Consider the following 13,519-nt stretch of genomic DNA (forward strand, 5'->3'; position numbering starts at 1 on the left):
CGGCATCCTCGGAAGTCGAAGGGGTGCTGGGGCGCCGCCGTGCGCGGCGGCGCCCCAGCGGGATCAGCGGTCCGCCCAGGCGGTGTAGTAGTTCGCGTAGGCGAGGCCGTTGTAGGTGACGTCGTGCAGGTCCGGCGTCTGCACGTACACGCGCTGCACGATCTGTGTGATCGGCACGAAGTAGCCCTTCTCGAGGACGTACTGCTGCAGGTCGTCGAACACGGCCGCGCGGGAGTCGCGGTCGGTGGCCGACGCGACCTGGGCCGAGAGGTCGTTGAGGGTCGCGTCGCTCGTGCCGACCTTGAACCAGTCCTCGTCACCCGGGTTGCTGGCCGTCAGCACACCGGGGATGGTGCCGATGTCGACGAAGCTGCGGGTGATCTCCGTGGCGGCGAGGGTCTTGTTGTTGATGACTTTCTCGCCGTAGGTGACCACGTCGTACGCCTCGATGTCGACCTTGAAGCCGATCTCTGCGAGCTGCTGGGCGACGAGCTCGTCGATCGCCTTCGACGTGGCGAGGTACGGGTTCGCGTACAGCGTCAGGGCGAGCCGCTGACCGTCCTTCTCGCGCACGCCGTCGGCGCCTTCGACCCAGCCGGCGTCGTCGAGCAGCTGCGCGGACTCCTCCGGGTCGTAGGCGAACGCGTCAGTGTGGTCGGTCGCCTCCGGCACGTTGCTCTGCACGAACGACTCGGCGGCATGCCAGTCCTCGGTGTAGACGGTGGAGAGGATCTCGTCGCGGTCGATGCCGTGAGAGAACGCCTGGCGCACCGCTTCCTCGCCGAACGGTGCGGCCGTGACGTTGAGCGCGTAGCCGTTGACGAACCCGAGGTAGCGGGGTACCGAGACGAAGAAGCCTTCGTCCTTCAGGGCGTCGAGCTCCTGCGGCGACGCGTTGTACGCGACATCCGCCTGCCCGGACTGGACGGACCCGGTGCGCAGCGTGGGCTCGGCGACGATCTTGTAGGTGATCGAGTCGAGGTAGGCCGGGCCGGTGTGGTCGAGCGCCTCCGGGCCCCAGTCGTAGTCATCGCGCTTCTTGAGCACGACGCTGTCGCCCTCCTTCCACGACTCCACCACGAAAGGGCCGCTGCCGATGTCGTTCGACAGGTCGGCCTGCTCCTCTGCTGGAAGGGCGAGGGTCTCCGGCGAGATGAGGATCGAGCCGTGGTAAGCGAGCGTGGGGATGAAGCTCAGCGTCGCCTTGGAGAACGTCACCTTGACCGTTGTATCGTCGACGGCCTCGGCCCCGACGTAGTTGGCCGAGGGGAACAGGCCGATGCGGGCGATGCCCTTGTCGGGTGCGCCCTTGGCCCAGATGTCGATGTTCGCGACGACGGCCGCGGCATCCAGCGGTGTGCCGTCGGAGAACGTGACGCCGGCCTTCAAGTGGATGGTGAACTCCGTTGCGGCGTCGTTCTGCTCCCAGCTCTCGGCGACCCAGGGGCTGAGCTCGCCCTCGCCGTCGACGTAGATCAGCTTGTCGGTCACGTGCCCCCAGACGTGGCCCTGGTAGCTCGAGATCGAGCTGGAGTTGGGGATCCAGGTGGCGCCGAGCGAGTCGATGAGGAAGGTGATGTCGCCGCCTTCCTGGGGCTCGTCGGAGCCGGTGCTCGCCTGCGGCGCGATGCCGCTGGCGCAGCCCGCGATCAGGGCGATGGTGGCGAGCGCCGTGGTGACAGTGAGCGCGGCCCGCTGGAGCGGATGTCTGGTTCGGGTGGTCATGCTGTGTCCTTGCTGTGCGGGGTGGGGATCGGCTATGGAGCGTCGCCGACGTGATCGGGACCGGTCGGCCCGGGGTCGAGGGGTCAGAGGGCTTTGCCGGGGTTGAGCAGCTCGAACGGATCGAAGGCCGCCTTCACCGCGAGTTGCGCCTCGCGATTGCGAGGCGAGAGCTCGAGCGCGGCGAGCTCGCGCTTGACGGTGCCGATGCCGTGCTCGCCGCTGACCGTCCCGCCGAGCGACAGCGCGAGACGCACCAGCGCGTCGGCGGCGTCGTGCAGCTCCGCCGGCGGGCTCAGCGGGTCGGCGCCGTCGGGGATCGCCTTTGTGATGACGGGGTGCAGGTTGCCGTCGCCGGCATGCGCAACTGCCCCGATCTCGACGCCGAAGCGCTGCTCGAGTTCCGGTAGGGCGGCGTAGATGTCAGGAATCCGCGACTTCGGCACGGCGATATCGCCGCCGACGAACCACGAACGCTCGTCGAAGCCGCGGCCGCCTCGGCGCAGCGCCCAGAGGGCCTCGGCTTCGGCATCCTCCTCCTGCTGCACCCGCCCGCCGACGGCTTCGAGCGCATCGCGGAGGTCGGCGAACTGCTCGCCGATCCCGTAGCCATCGAGCTCGATCAGCAGCAGCGAGCCGCCCCGGCGGCTCAGACCCGTGCCGCGGTGGCGATCGATGTTCACGAGGGTGCGGCCGTCCAGGAACTCGATGACGGCAGGACGCACCGGGCTGCGTGTGATGGCGGACAGAGCGGATGCCCCGGCCTCGGTCGTGTCGAAGAACGCCGACACGGTGCGGCGGGCGACCGGAGTCGGGCGCAGCCGCACGGTCGCGCGCACCACGATCCCGAGCACCCCCTCCGAGCCCACGAAAAGAGACACCAGATCGAGCCCCGTAACGCCCTTGATCGATCGGTGACCGATGGTGATCAGCTCGCCGTCGGCGAGGACGACATCCAGAGCGAGCACCGACTCGCGCGTCACGCCGTACTTCGCGCAGCGCAAGCCTCCGGCGTTGGTGGCGATGTTTCCGCCGATCGTCGAGATCTCGTAGCTCGCGGGATCCGGCGCGTAGAACAGACCCCACGGGGCGAGGTGCTCGTTGAGCGCGGCGTTGAGCACACCCGGCTCAACGATCGCGACCTCGTCGAGCGGGGCGACCTCCACGATGCGGTCGAGTCGCTCCGTCGACACCACGAGCTGTCCCGCCGTCGCGGAGGCGCCGCCGGACAGGCCCGTTCCCGCGCCCCGGGGCACGATCGTCACGCCGTGGTGCGCTGCCGCCCGGACGACGTCCTGCACCTCCTCGGCAGTCGAGGGGAGCGCGACGGCCGGACCGGATGCCGCGTCCCCGTGCGCACGCCGCGTCGCGGCGTCGTCGAGGTAGCCGACCGTCTCGACTGATGGTGCGAGTACCGCGATGTGCGGGAAGCTGGTGGCGAGGTCGTCGAGCACGGCACCGAGCGCACTCGTATGCGCGGTGGGTTCGCTGACGGGAGCCGGAGCAGCCATGGGGTGCCTTTCGCAGGGATACTGATCGCAGGGAATCTGAGCGGAGCAGGTACCCCTCCGCGGCTTCCCCAGAAGGTACGAGAGGTCCTCGGGGCCGTGCGCAGACGCATGTCACGCGACGTCCGAGTAGGTCACGCCTCGTCGCACACCGTCATGCGGCGACATCTGTTGGACTCGGCTCGTTGGCCAGGTGTCGGGCGCCCGGGGTGCAATTCGTCCTGGGCGCGGCGCGGAACACCAGCTCAGCTGGCGATGCGTGATTTTGGGGGAGCGCGCTAACTCGTCAGCAATCGCGAGGATTCCTCCGCGCGCCGAGGTGTCGCGACGGCGGTCTGCATGCCCGCTGAGGGGGCCGCCCAATCGTGTCAAGCATGCCGGTCACCCTCACGTGATCCGATTCTCCCCGCTTGAGATGCGGGCTGACCTCTCGACGTAGTGAGCTTGAAATCTTGCCATGCCGGCGCTCGCCGGCTACCCTCAAGGTCCCCAACGGAAGGATGTTGATTATGAGCACCCACGATCGTTGAAATACCAAAGCGAGCCCCCGCCCGACCTGGTCGAGCGGGGGCTTCGTCTGAGCAGCGAACAGTCAGCACGGCAAGGGCAGCAAGGTGCGAGGCATCGAGTGCACGCGCGGGCTGGATCCCTGACCGGGCAGAGTGAAAGCCAGGCCTCTGCAGACGCTCCCGGTCACCACGACTCTCTCGATCGACGTCATCACGTGGGTCTTGGGGCACGCGGCGACCCGACGCAGTCTGATGTCCAACTGATGCAGCGCATAGATCGGGCAGGATGAAGGAGTTTTCACCCGACAGGAGGCCGCCGTGCCACTCATCCCGCAGCAGGACATTCTCGTCATCACCGGCCCTTACAGGCCAGCGCGCGGAGGGTCGTTCGAGGGCGCGGCGGTCGAGAAGCTCAGAGCGGCGCTGGAGGGCTATCCGCCCTGCCGGATCATCACGTTCCACATCAGTGGCTCGATGCACAGCGTCATACTCACTGCGGTGATCGAGACCATCTGATGAGTGAGCCGCGTCCGTACGACGAGCGCCCCGCTGCGCGCCCGGTTCCGCCCGCTGCCGTTCCGGGTGGGAGCGTTCCGCCGAATGCCAAGGTGCCGCCTAAGAAGAGCATGGGCTGCTTCGCGATCGGTTGCCTTGGTGTGATCGTCGTGATCGTGCTCGCGATCCTGATTCCGGTCATCGGGAACGCGATCGGGAGTGCGTCGAACGGCGGCGACTCTTCGACGACAACGACGAGCGGACCGTCGCCGGGCGGGAACAGCGGCGGAGGCTCTGGCGGATCGAGCGATCCAATCGAGCAAGCGCGGGTCGTTCTCCGCGGCGCGTACTCCTACGACACCGTCAAGGCTGCGACGGATGCCGCGCTCGCTGCGACGAACACACCGATCTCCGATGAGAACTACTCGCGCGCGTGGAGCGCGGTGCTAGAAGTGACGGACAATCTCACCGGCGTCGCGCCGATGGACGTGATGGCGTGCGTCGCGGAACTTGGTCCGTCGTCGGGGATGGACTTCCCAGACACGACGGCGATCTGCGCGACGAGTATCCACCTCGACGGTTAACCGATCCTTCTACGGGCAATGAACGGATGCGGTCCGATTCGTGCGAGGGTTAGCGCGTGCCATTGGGATCCGTATTCGGGCAATGCCCGCAAGCGGGACTGTCACGTGCGTCGGGATCCCTGTCCGGGCAGCGCCCGGTAGCGGTTGGCCTGCGGGCGTTGTCACGATTTCGGAGGCCGGTCGACTACGGGTTGAGATGGGATCGGATTAGCCGATGTCGCGATCGCGGTCGCGGTCGCGAGCCGTCGTCTGGTCCCTGCTTGTCTGGGCCAGTCTGGGGCGAAGTCCGATGCTGCGAGGCGTCATCGCACGGATCGGATCGGCGACCGTGACGCTGACCCGGGCGGGGATGCCGATGCCGTCGCGCTCGGACGTGATCGCCTCGAGTTCGACGAGCGGGGGCACGGTCTCGACGCCGAGGACGTCCGGCGCCGACTCGGCGAGGGCCGCCAGCCGGGTCGGTGTCATTCCTGCACCTCGTCGACGGTCTGCACGTACGCGCCGGTGTACTCGCTGCCGTCGGCGCGGTCGAACCCCGCGGCCGCTAGACCGGTATGGCTTACCTGGTACGACGACGTGATCGCGACCGCGCGCCGCGTCGGGGGTACTCCCGGTGGGCGCCGGATGGCGTCGGGGTCTTCCAGGAGGAGCCGGCCGACCACAGCGACGAGCTCATGTCGTTTCGGGCGACTCCAGCGGGGTCCCGAGACCGCCGTCCAGCACGATGGGGCCGGCGGCGAGGGGGCGCGAGGAAGGAGGACACCGCGTCGGTCTAGAAGCGGCGCCGTTCCAGCGTCCGCCCAGCGTTGCCTATGAGCTCGCTGTGACGGGCCGATTCTTAGCGGCTCCTCAGAATCGTGTCTCCACGATGAACGCATGACCACTCTCGCTCCGCGGACGCGCACAATCCCGGCATCCTCCGTGTCCGCTCCCACGGCGCCGGCTGTTCCGCTCGCCCACCGCCCCGCACGGCGCGCCCTCTGGCATGCCGCGGCGACCGCGGTCATCTGGCTCACGAGCCTGTTCGTCGTCGCGCTGTGGGTCGCCGGTGGAGGGGTGACGGCGATCCTGGGTTTCAACGCCGAGACCCTGACGACGCTCGGACGGCTTACGGGCCTGGTCGGCGCGAACCTCCTTCTCTACCAAGTCGTGCTGATGGCACGGATCCCGCTGTTCGAGCGGGGCTTCGGGCGTGGCGCGATCACCCGCATGCATCGCTTCGTCGGGTTCTGGTCGTTCTGGCTCATGGGAGCCCACATCGTGCTCCTCGTGCTCGGGTACGCAGCGACCGCCGCCGTGAACCCGTTCGTGCAGCTCTGGGAGTTCATCTGGGACTACCCCGGGATGCTGCTCGCCACGGCCGGTGCGCTCCTGATCCTGCTCGTCGTCGTCACCTCGATCCGCCGCGCGCGGAAGAAGCTGCGCTACGAGTACTGGCACCTGCTGCACCTGTACGCGTACGTAGGCATCTTCCTGGCACTGCCGCACCAGCTGTGGACGGGCGCGGATTTCCTCTCCTCGCCCGCGGCGACCGTCTACTGGTGGACGCTCTGGGCGGTGGCGGCGGCGTCCGTCCTCGTCTTCCGGGTCGGCATCCCGCTGGTCCGCTCCGCGCGCCACGACGTGCGGGTGCACGCGGTCGAACCCGACGGCGACAACGGCGTGACCGTGCACATGGCGGGACGCGATCTGCACCGCCTCGGCGCGCGGGCGGGCCAGTTCTTCGTGTGGCGCTTCATGGACGGAGCCGGCTGGACGCGCGGTCACCCATTCTCCCTGTCCGGCGCGCCGGACGGCAGGTCGCTGCGGATCTCGGCGCGCATTTCCGGGGATGGCACGCAGCGTCTCACCCGGCTGCCCCCCGGAACCCGGGTGCTCATCGAGGGACCGTACGGCCACATGACCGGTGACGCACGGAAGGGGACGAAGCTCCTCATGATCGGCGCCGGCGCAGGAGTCGCGCCGCTCGTGTCACTCCTGGAGGAGCAGGCCTACCGCCCCGGCGACGCGATCCTGCTGACCCGCGACCACACCGAGCGCGACGCGCTCCGCCAGGGCGCGATCGCGCGACTGGTCGCCGAGCGGGGCGTGCGACACGCCGCACTGTCCGGTCCCCGCAACCCCGGCGCATCGTCGTGGCTGGACGCCGGCCACGCGGCGTGGCGGGGGCCGGATCTCATCCGCTACCTCGCCCCCGACATCGCCGCGTGCGACGTGTACGTGTGCGGTCCCGTCCCGTGGATGGACGCCGTGATCGCCGACCTGAGGCAGGCGGGCGTCCGGGCCGACCGCATCCACTCCGAAGCCTTCACCATCTGAACCCGCTCGAGGAGCACACCATGAAGAGAATCGTCTACGCCGTCCTGGCCACTCTGAGCGGCCTGGTCCTGCTGTTCAGCTACCGCACCTCCCTCGACGCGGTGCAGCCGCTCGCCGTGGCGGACACGGCTGCGACCACCGGGACGACCGCGGCCCCGAGCACCGGAACGCCGAGCTCGGACGACGAGTCGAGCGAGTCCGGCGACGACGAGGCGAGCGAGGAGGGCAAGTCTTCCTCCATCGGATCCTCCTCGAGTTCGTCGGGTTCGCCCTCCGGGTCGACGACTCCGGCGAGCGGTCTGACCGACGGCGCGTACACCGGCGGCGCGGCGAACACGCGCTACGGCGCCGTGCAGGTGCAGATCACCGTGTCCGGAGGCGTTATCACCGACGTGCAGGTCCCGCAGTACCCGAATAGCAACCACGAAGACCAGCGGATCAACTCCCGCGCACTGCCGACCCTGATCGCCGAGTCGACGCAAGCGCAGAGCGCGCATATCGACATGGTGTCGGGCGCGACCTACACCAGCCAGGGCTACATCGCGTCGCTGCAGAGCGCGATCGACCAGGCGAGCGCCTGATGATCGCGACCGGGTGCGCGGCCCTCACCCGTTCGGTACGCGTGGAAGAGATCATGGGGATGCCGATCAGCATCCACGTGCTGACCGCGGCGGTCCGCGACGGGGACACCGAACGGGCCGTCGAAGCGTGCTTCGCCGAGCTTCGCGACATCGACCGGGTGTTCTCGACGTATCGCACCGACTCCGACATCAGCCGCATGGCCCGCGGCGAGCTCGCTCTGCGGGACGCCGAACCCCGCGTCGCCGACGTGGAGGCGGCGTGCCGGGCGGCGGCGATCGAGACCGGCGGTCTGTTCTCCGCCACGTGGAACGGCACCTTCGATCCCACCGGGTTCGTGAAGGGGTGGGCCGTTGAGAACGCCGCCCGCCGCCACCTCGAGCCGATCCTCGGCGCCGTCGACGCGGTCGGCATCAACGCCGGCGGCGACATGCAGCTGTTCACCGCCGAGCGCTCGGAGTGGGTCTGGAACGTGGGGATCGCCGACCCCCGGCACCCGGGACAGGTCATCGCGACGCTCCCTGTTCGTACCGGGGCCGTGGCGACCTCCGGGTCGGCCGAGCGCGGCGCGCACATCGTCGATCCGCGGACCGGCTCTCCCGCTCACGGTGTCCGCAGCGCGACGGTGGTCGACACGAGCCTCGCGCGCGCCGACCTCTGGGCGACGACCGCCGTGATCGCCGGTTTCGAGGACCGCACGTGGATCCCCCGCTCGGGCACGCGGACCGGCATCCTGATCGCCGACGACGGCCGCGTCACGCGCTGGCTCGACGGCACCTCGGTCGATGTGGTCCCACAGGGTACGCTCCTGGGCTGACCCGGTTAGGACGCGAGAGGCAGCCGCAGGAGGAACGTCGTTCCGGCATCCGAGGTGCTCTCCACCTCGACACCGCCGCCCGCCCGCACCGCGACATCGCGGACGAGCGAGAGCCCGAGGCCGAAGCTGCGCCGGCGTCCGCTCTCGGCCGACCGCGAGAACCGCTCGAACACATCCGCCGGGGCGATCCCGCGGATGCCACCACCCCGGTCGACGACCCGGATCGCCGCCGTGCCGCCCTCGCGCGCGACACGGACCGTCACCTCCGCTCCGCTCGGCGAGTGCTCAATCGCGTTGTCCAACAGCGCCACGAGGATCCGCGCGAACGTGACGGACGGCAGGGCGACCGTGACCGGACCCTCCGTCTCCGACCGCAGCGACACGCCCGCCTCAAGGGCCAGGGGCCGCACGGAGTGCACCGCGCTCGCGACGGCGTCGTCGACGGATGCCGAGGCCCCGGCGCTCGCGCCGCCCTCGGCTGCCAGCAGCAGGTCGCTCAGCACGTCGTTCATCATCGCGGCATCCGTCCGCAGCTCCCGCAGCGTGTCGTCGATGGGCTCCCCGCGGTCGTGCCGTCGCTGCAGAAGCTGGATCCGGCTCGTGAGGGCCGTCAGCGGGGTGCGAAGCTCGTGAGACGCGTCCGCGACGAAGTTGCGCTGCATCCTGAGCGCCTCCCCGAGTGGCCGCACCGACCGTCGCGCGGCAAACCAGGCGACGGCCGCAAGCAGCACGACGCCGATGACACCCAGCACGATCACGGGGGGGAGGACCCGGTCCACATCGATCACGAAGTCGTCGTCACCGCCGGGCCGCGGGAATCCCCCGTCGTGCTCGCCGCCCTCCGGACGCCGGTTGAGGACGATGACCGCGAGGAGCAGTCCGACGCCGGCGGCGATGATCAGCGCGGAGGCAACCGCGACCGTGAGCCCGATCGACACCGCGGCGCGCCGCACCCGCGTGCGGTCGTCCTGCGCGGTCACGACGGATTCCCTGCTCGGTAGCCGCGGGCGCGGACAGTCTCGATCATGTCGCGGGTCGACTTCCGCCGCACGTAGTGCACGTACGTGTCCACCGAGCTCGTCGTCTCGCCTTCGTGAAAGACCGAGCGCAGGATCTCCTCCCGCGAGAACACGTGCTCGGGGCTCGCGCTCAGGAGCTCCAGGAGCGCTGTTTCGGTGGCCGTCAGGGCGATGCGGTAGCCGCTCGGGTCGTACAGCGCTTGCGACGCGGGCGTGAACGTCCACTCGCCCAGACGGCGTCGCCCGGCATCCGCATCGAAGCCCCGCCGCAGGGAACGCAGTCGCGCGAGCAGCTCCTCGTAGTCGAAGGGCTTCACGAGGTAGTCGTTCGCTCCCTCGTCCAGGCCGCTCACGCGGTCCTGCACCGAGCCGAGCGCGGTCAGCATCAGGATCGGCGTCGTGATGCGTGCCGTACGCACGGCGCGGATGAACTCGACCCCGTCCATGCCCGGCAGGCGCCGATCGACGACCATGACGTCGTAGCGTCCGTTGAGCGCGAGCCGCAGCCCCGCCTCGCCGGTGGTCGCGTGATCGACGCGGTACGCGTCCGAGAGCACCTCGACGGTCATCGCGGCGATGCGCGCGTCGTCTTCGACGTACAGCAGCGCCCCACGGCCGGCCTCCGCATCCGAGTTCATCGCACCTCCCGTCGGGCTGGCTCCGAGACTACGGCCCGAGCTGATGCACCGCCTGTGACGACCTCGGTTTCGGCGGATTCCGACCTGCGGAGCCGGATCCCTCTATGCGTAACACCCAGAAGCCATCCGTAATCGGGCGCCGGCCGAATCGGGAACCCATGCGGGCTGCCGATTCGGTTCCTGCGTGGCCCGAAGGTCGCTAGAAGACGTGCGCTTCGAACGAAGCGAAGAGTTGCTCGCGGCGATGCTGCAGCTCGCGATAGACCGTGGCACGCGAGACGCTGAAAAGTTCGGCGATTTCGGTCTGGGTGTATTCGCCGCGGTCGTGCACTTCAAACAAGAGGTTCCGCTGACTCTTCGACAGTTTCGGCTGCTTCCCCTTCAGCCTGCCCTTGGCGCGGGCGACGGCCATCCCCTCCCGTGTCCGCATGCTAATCAGGTCGCGCTCGAACTCCGCGACCATGGCGAGCACGTTGAACAACAGCCGCCCGACGGGATCAGTCGGGTCATACCGGCTCCCGCCGAGGCTGAGCGCGACTCCCTTCGTCGTCAATTCATCCGCGATCTCTCGAGCATCCCGTAGTGACCGAGCAAGCCGGTCAAGCTTCGTCACCACGAGGGTGTCGCCGGTTCGCACGGCGGCAAGTGCCTCACGCAGCCCTGGTCGGGCGCGATTCGCACCGGTCATCCCGTGGTCGACGAAGATGTGCTCGTCGTGCACGCCCAGACGCAGCAGTCCGTCGCGTTGTGCGGTGAGGTCCTGATCTGTGGTCGAGACCCTGGCGTATCCAATCTGTATTCCATCCATCCACCCAGCGTCACCCCCGGCACCCGCCATGCCATTCGGATCCCTCTGCGAGCACCCGCGCGATCGGGTCCCCGCGTCGCGCATCCTGGCCGAGCGATCCGAGGAGGCAGGCGTTCGCCAGTCGTCGGGGTGATCTCCGCCCGTGGGGCTGCGCGCGATCAGGGCGCCTATCGGGCATGTCGATTCATCGCGGACTTATCGGAGGAAACGCCGTACGCGAAGGGCGCATCACCGAGGTGATGCGCCCTTCGCGTGCTGGACCGCTAGGCGGGAGCGGCGGTGACAGTGACCACTAGTCGATCAATACCGTGTCAGCGATCTTCGTCGCGACCACTTCCAACGACGGGTAGTCGGCGGTGGTCAACCCTGAGTGCGAGGCGAGCATCGGGCTAACGTCCAGCAGATCCTTGAACGTCACGCCGTGCGCGATCGGAATAACACGACCGGTCGAGAGCAACACCGACAACTCCCTATCCGCGATCCCCTCAGCGTTCAGGCTGCGAAGGAGAGCCGGTGTCACAAGGACGATGCCAGCGCGGGAGTTCTTCAGACCCTTATCGATCTGTCGCATGAGCGGCGTACCGAGCGGTACGTCCTTCTCGCTGAACCACACCTTGACGTCAAGACCGGTCAGAAGGTTGTAGAACTCGAGGGCGTCACCCTGGCGGTCGTCCCAGGCATGGCAGAGGAACAGGTCACGGCGGTCGATGTCAGTCTTTGCGAGTCGCACGACCTCCTCGCGAACCGGATTCAACGTCCGGTACTCAGCGGTGGAATACGTGACTGAGGACCGACGCGACCGGCTGGACGAACTACGCCCACCGCCTCCGCCGGACGACTTGCTGGCATAGCTCGGGTGACGCTTCGCGGGCGGAATCGTCGCGACAGTCGGTGCCGTGAAAGTGCGGGTGGGTCGCGGATACTCGTAGTCGTACCGGTAGCGAGATGAACGTCCGCCGTGAACGGGGCAGTCGTCGCCGCCACCACGAATATGGCCTCGGATCGGTGCAGTGCATCGGGACATGGTGTGGCTCCTCCTCAGGAACCTTGCGCCGTAGACCAAGAGCCTCGCGGCGAGCCCTCGGTGGGCTCACCTCCGCGCGGCGGTACTAAGGTTGGAAGCGCCATCCCCTCCTACAGTTTTGGTGCAGTCAACCCCGACCCGGCTCCCCCGGTGATCGGGGTTGTCGTGCTTCGGCTGGGCCGTCGTTGGCTTGCTTCAAATACTACATATGGGTACCGACATTCGATAGAACCACAAGGGGTAGTAGTTACATCGGTGTGATTATCCACCGTTCTCCCCACGTGCAACACAGGTTGTCCACAGGAGATTGCACAGGAACTGCCGACACTACATCGTCGTGAATCCGCCGAAGTAGCGGACCTGCCTTCGACAGCCCACAGCCGCGGGTGTTAGTGGGCATGTCTGACACTCGTTTCCCCTGTGGATAGCCGCGTCGGCGTGTCGCATGAGAGTACTTCCTGTGTTGGCTTGCCATGACCGGCACGTCGGCCAGTTCGAGAATCCTGCAGCCGAGCGGAGTGACACCCTAGGCTCACGTCGTGCCAATCAGTGAGGAATACGTGCGTGAGGAACGCATCAAGCGACTGCGAAAGTTCGTCAGGACGGGCGAGAGTCACTTGCTCACTCTCCACGACGCCGTGAAACGCTACTTGCGGATGGTTCCGCAAGGGGCGGAGCCCTTCAAGGTCAAGGGCATCGACGGGGATGTCGTGTTGCACCCACCCATCGTTTGGGATCGCGATCACCTGATCGCGCTCGGAATGTTCACCGACAACAAGCTGCACAACACATATGCGACGATCAGCAAGTGGTTGTTCAGTGATGCCGCGAATCTCTCGTTGCGTGACCTCAACGACGACCTCCTTGCGGAGTTCGAAGCGCTGAGCAATCCGATCGACCTAACCGTTGGTCAGGGAAAAAAGACGGCTGAGGAGCAACTAGATCAGTTGGCTCTCGACATCGAGGCGCGCGTCGCCATCTTCGCGGCGCAGTTGAAGAGCGATGGCGAGCACGAAGACATCACCCCCGCCCTTCGGGATGCTCCTGGGGGGTGGCCGCACCTGCGAGGAATCATCGCCGATCCGGTGCTCGATGGCTATCTCGCGCAAATGAGAAGGCGGCGGACGAAGAGCGAGATATCGGCTGCGATCGGGGCAGCCAAGGAGGTCACCGAGGCGACCATCAAGCATGTCGCGAGCGCAACGGGCCTCACGCCGGCCAACCCAAACTCAACGAGCCTTGGCCAATGGTGGAAGCTCATTGAGCCGACGCTCGAAAGCGCCAAAATCGAGAAGGCGCTCGGCTCGAAGGACCTTGGACTTATCAAACTTCTGGCCAGTCAGGTCAATACGGTCTCGTCACTCGGCGAGTTGCGTAACAAGGTCGGCACCGGTCACGGGAAGTCCGTGCACCCCGCGGGGCTCACGACGGCACACGCGCTGTTCGCGATCGACACTGCACACACCGTGACGCGCTACCTGACCAACTGAGTGGAGC

The 13,519-nt window shown here is 67.6% G+C and carries 14 protein-coding genes; 6 read left to right on the top strand and 8 right to left on the bottom strand.

Annotation, left to right across the window (positions count from 1 at the left end):
* Nucleotides 1-63 precede the first annotated feature (63 nt).
* Both MRBLWH3_RS18220 and MRBLWH3_RS18225 read right to left on the bottom strand, forming a co-directional pair.
* Entirely contained in the window at nucleotides 64-1,725 is a 1,662-nt protein-coding gene (locus MRBLWH3_RS18220; RefSeq protein WP_363435085.1) for an ABC transporter substrate-binding protein, read from the bottom strand.
* Between the two features lie 83 nt (nucleotides 1,726-1,808).
* A complete protein-coding gene (locus MRBLWH3_RS18225) occupies nucleotides 1,809-3,233 on the bottom strand; it encodes an FAD-binding oxidoreductase (protein WP_363435087.1) in 1,425 nt (474 codons plus the stop codon).
* Nucleotides 3,234-4,057: 824 nt separating this feature from the next.
* Between MRBLWH3_RS18225 and MRBLWH3_RS18230 the strand changes: the two genes are divergently transcribed.
* Together MRBLWH3_RS18230 and MRBLWH3_RS18235 are read left to right on the top strand one after the other, a co-directional pair.
* Nucleotides 4,058-4,255: a hypothetical protein gene (locus MRBLWH3_RS18230; RefSeq protein ID WP_363435090.1), complete on the top strand. Its 198-nt coding sequence runs from the start codon at nucleotides 4,058-4,060 to the stop codon at nucleotides 4,253-4,255.
* Nucleotides 4,255-4,818 (top strand): hypothetical protein, encoded by a 564-nt coding sequence (locus MRBLWH3_RS18235; RefSeq protein ID WP_363435092.1) that lies wholly within the window; start codon nucleotides 4,255-4,257, stop codon nucleotides 4,816-4,818. The genes MRBLWH3_RS18230 and MRBLWH3_RS18235 overlap by 1 nt, the downstream gene beginning before the upstream one ends.
* A gap of 207 nt (nucleotides 4,819-5,025) precedes the next feature.
* Here MRBLWH3_RS18235 and MRBLWH3_RS18240 read toward each other — a convergent pair whose 3' ends face one another.
* Both MRBLWH3_RS18240 and MRBLWH3_RS18245 read right to left on the bottom strand, forming a co-directional pair.
* Nucleotides 5,026-5,286 (bottom strand): hypothetical protein, encoded by a 261-nt coding sequence (locus MRBLWH3_RS18240; RefSeq protein WP_363435095.1) that lies wholly within the window; start codon nucleotides 5,284-5,286, stop codon nucleotides 5,026-5,028.
* A complete protein-coding gene (locus MRBLWH3_RS18245; RefSeq protein ID WP_363435097.1) occupies nucleotides 5,283-5,480 on the bottom strand; it encodes a hypothetical protein in 198 nt (65 codons plus the stop codon). Before MRBLWH3_RS18245 ends, MRBLWH3_RS18240 begins: the two co-directional genes overlap by 4 nt.
* A gap of 214 nt (nucleotides 5,481-5,694) precedes the next feature.
* Here MRBLWH3_RS18245 and MRBLWH3_RS18250 point away from each other — a divergent pair, with 214 nt between their 5' ends.
* The 3 genes from MRBLWH3_RS18250 to MRBLWH3_RS18260 are packed head-to-tail and all read left to right on the top strand — an operon-like array spanning nucleotide 5,695 to nucleotide 8,533.
* On the top strand, nucleotides 5,695-7,137 hold the full coding sequence (locus MRBLWH3_RS18250; protein WP_363435100.1) for a ferredoxin reductase family protein: 1,443 nt from the start codon (nucleotides 5,695-5,697) through the stop codon (nucleotides 7,135-7,137).
* A 20-nt stretch (nucleotides 7,138-7,157) separates the two neighbouring features.
* The gene (locus tag MRBLWH3_RS18255) at nucleotides 7,158-7,718 is read left to right on the top strand and encodes an FMN-binding protein (protein ID WP_363435103.1); all 561 of its coding nucleotides are present in this window, start codon (nucleotides 7,158-7,160) and stop codon (nucleotides 7,716-7,718) included.
* Entirely contained in the window at nucleotides 7,718-8,533 is an 816-nt protein-coding gene (locus MRBLWH3_RS18260; RefSeq protein ID WP_363435106.1) for an FAD:protein FMN transferase, read from the top strand. Before MRBLWH3_RS18255 ends, MRBLWH3_RS18260 begins: the two co-directional genes overlap by 1 nt.
* Before the next feature lie 5 nt (nucleotides 8,534-8,538).
* Here MRBLWH3_RS18260 and MRBLWH3_RS18265 read toward each other — a convergent pair whose 3' ends face one another.
* From MRBLWH3_RS18265 to MRBLWH3_RS18280, 4 genes are all read right to left on the bottom strand, one after another.
* Nucleotides 8,539-9,513 carry a sensor histidine kinase gene (locus tag MRBLWH3_RS18265; protein WP_363435109.1) on the bottom strand — a complete coding sequence of 325 codons (975 nt, stop codon included), beginning with the start codon at nucleotides 9,511-9,513 and terminating at the stop codon, nucleotides 8,539-8,541.
* Nucleotides 9,510-10,190, bottom strand: coding sequence for a response regulator transcription factor (locus MRBLWH3_RS18270; RefSeq protein ID WP_363435111.1), 681 nt, complete (start codon nucleotides 10,188-10,190; stop codon nucleotides 9,510-9,512). Before MRBLWH3_RS18270 ends, MRBLWH3_RS18265 begins: the two co-directional genes overlap by 4 nt.
* A gap of 199 nt (nucleotides 10,191-10,389) precedes the next feature.
* Nucleotides 10,390-10,998: a recombinase family protein gene (locus tag MRBLWH3_RS18275; RefSeq protein ID WP_363435113.1), complete on the bottom strand. Its 609-nt coding sequence runs from the start codon at nucleotides 10,996-10,998 to the stop codon at nucleotides 10,390-10,392.
* Between the two features lie 292 nt (nucleotides 10,999-11,290).
* Nucleotides 11,291-11,728: a toll/interleukin-1 receptor domain-containing protein gene (locus MRBLWH3_RS18280; protein WP_363435116.1), complete on the bottom strand. Its 438-nt coding sequence runs from the start codon at nucleotides 11,726-11,728 to the stop codon at nucleotides 11,291-11,293.
* Nucleotides 11,729-12,561: 833 nt separating this feature from the next.
* Between MRBLWH3_RS18280 and MRBLWH3_RS18285 the strand changes: the two genes are divergently transcribed.
* Entirely contained in the window at nucleotides 12,562-13,512 is a 951-nt protein-coding gene (locus tag MRBLWH3_RS18285; protein ID WP_363435119.1) for an abortive infection family protein, read from the top strand.
* Nucleotides 13,513-13,519: the final 7 nt, after the last annotated feature.

The sequence above is a fragment of the Microbacterium sp. LWH3-1.2 genome, assembly GCF_040675855.1.
Classification (GTDB): Bacteria; Actinomycetota; Actinomycetes; order Actinomycetales; family Microbacteriaceae; genus Microbacterium.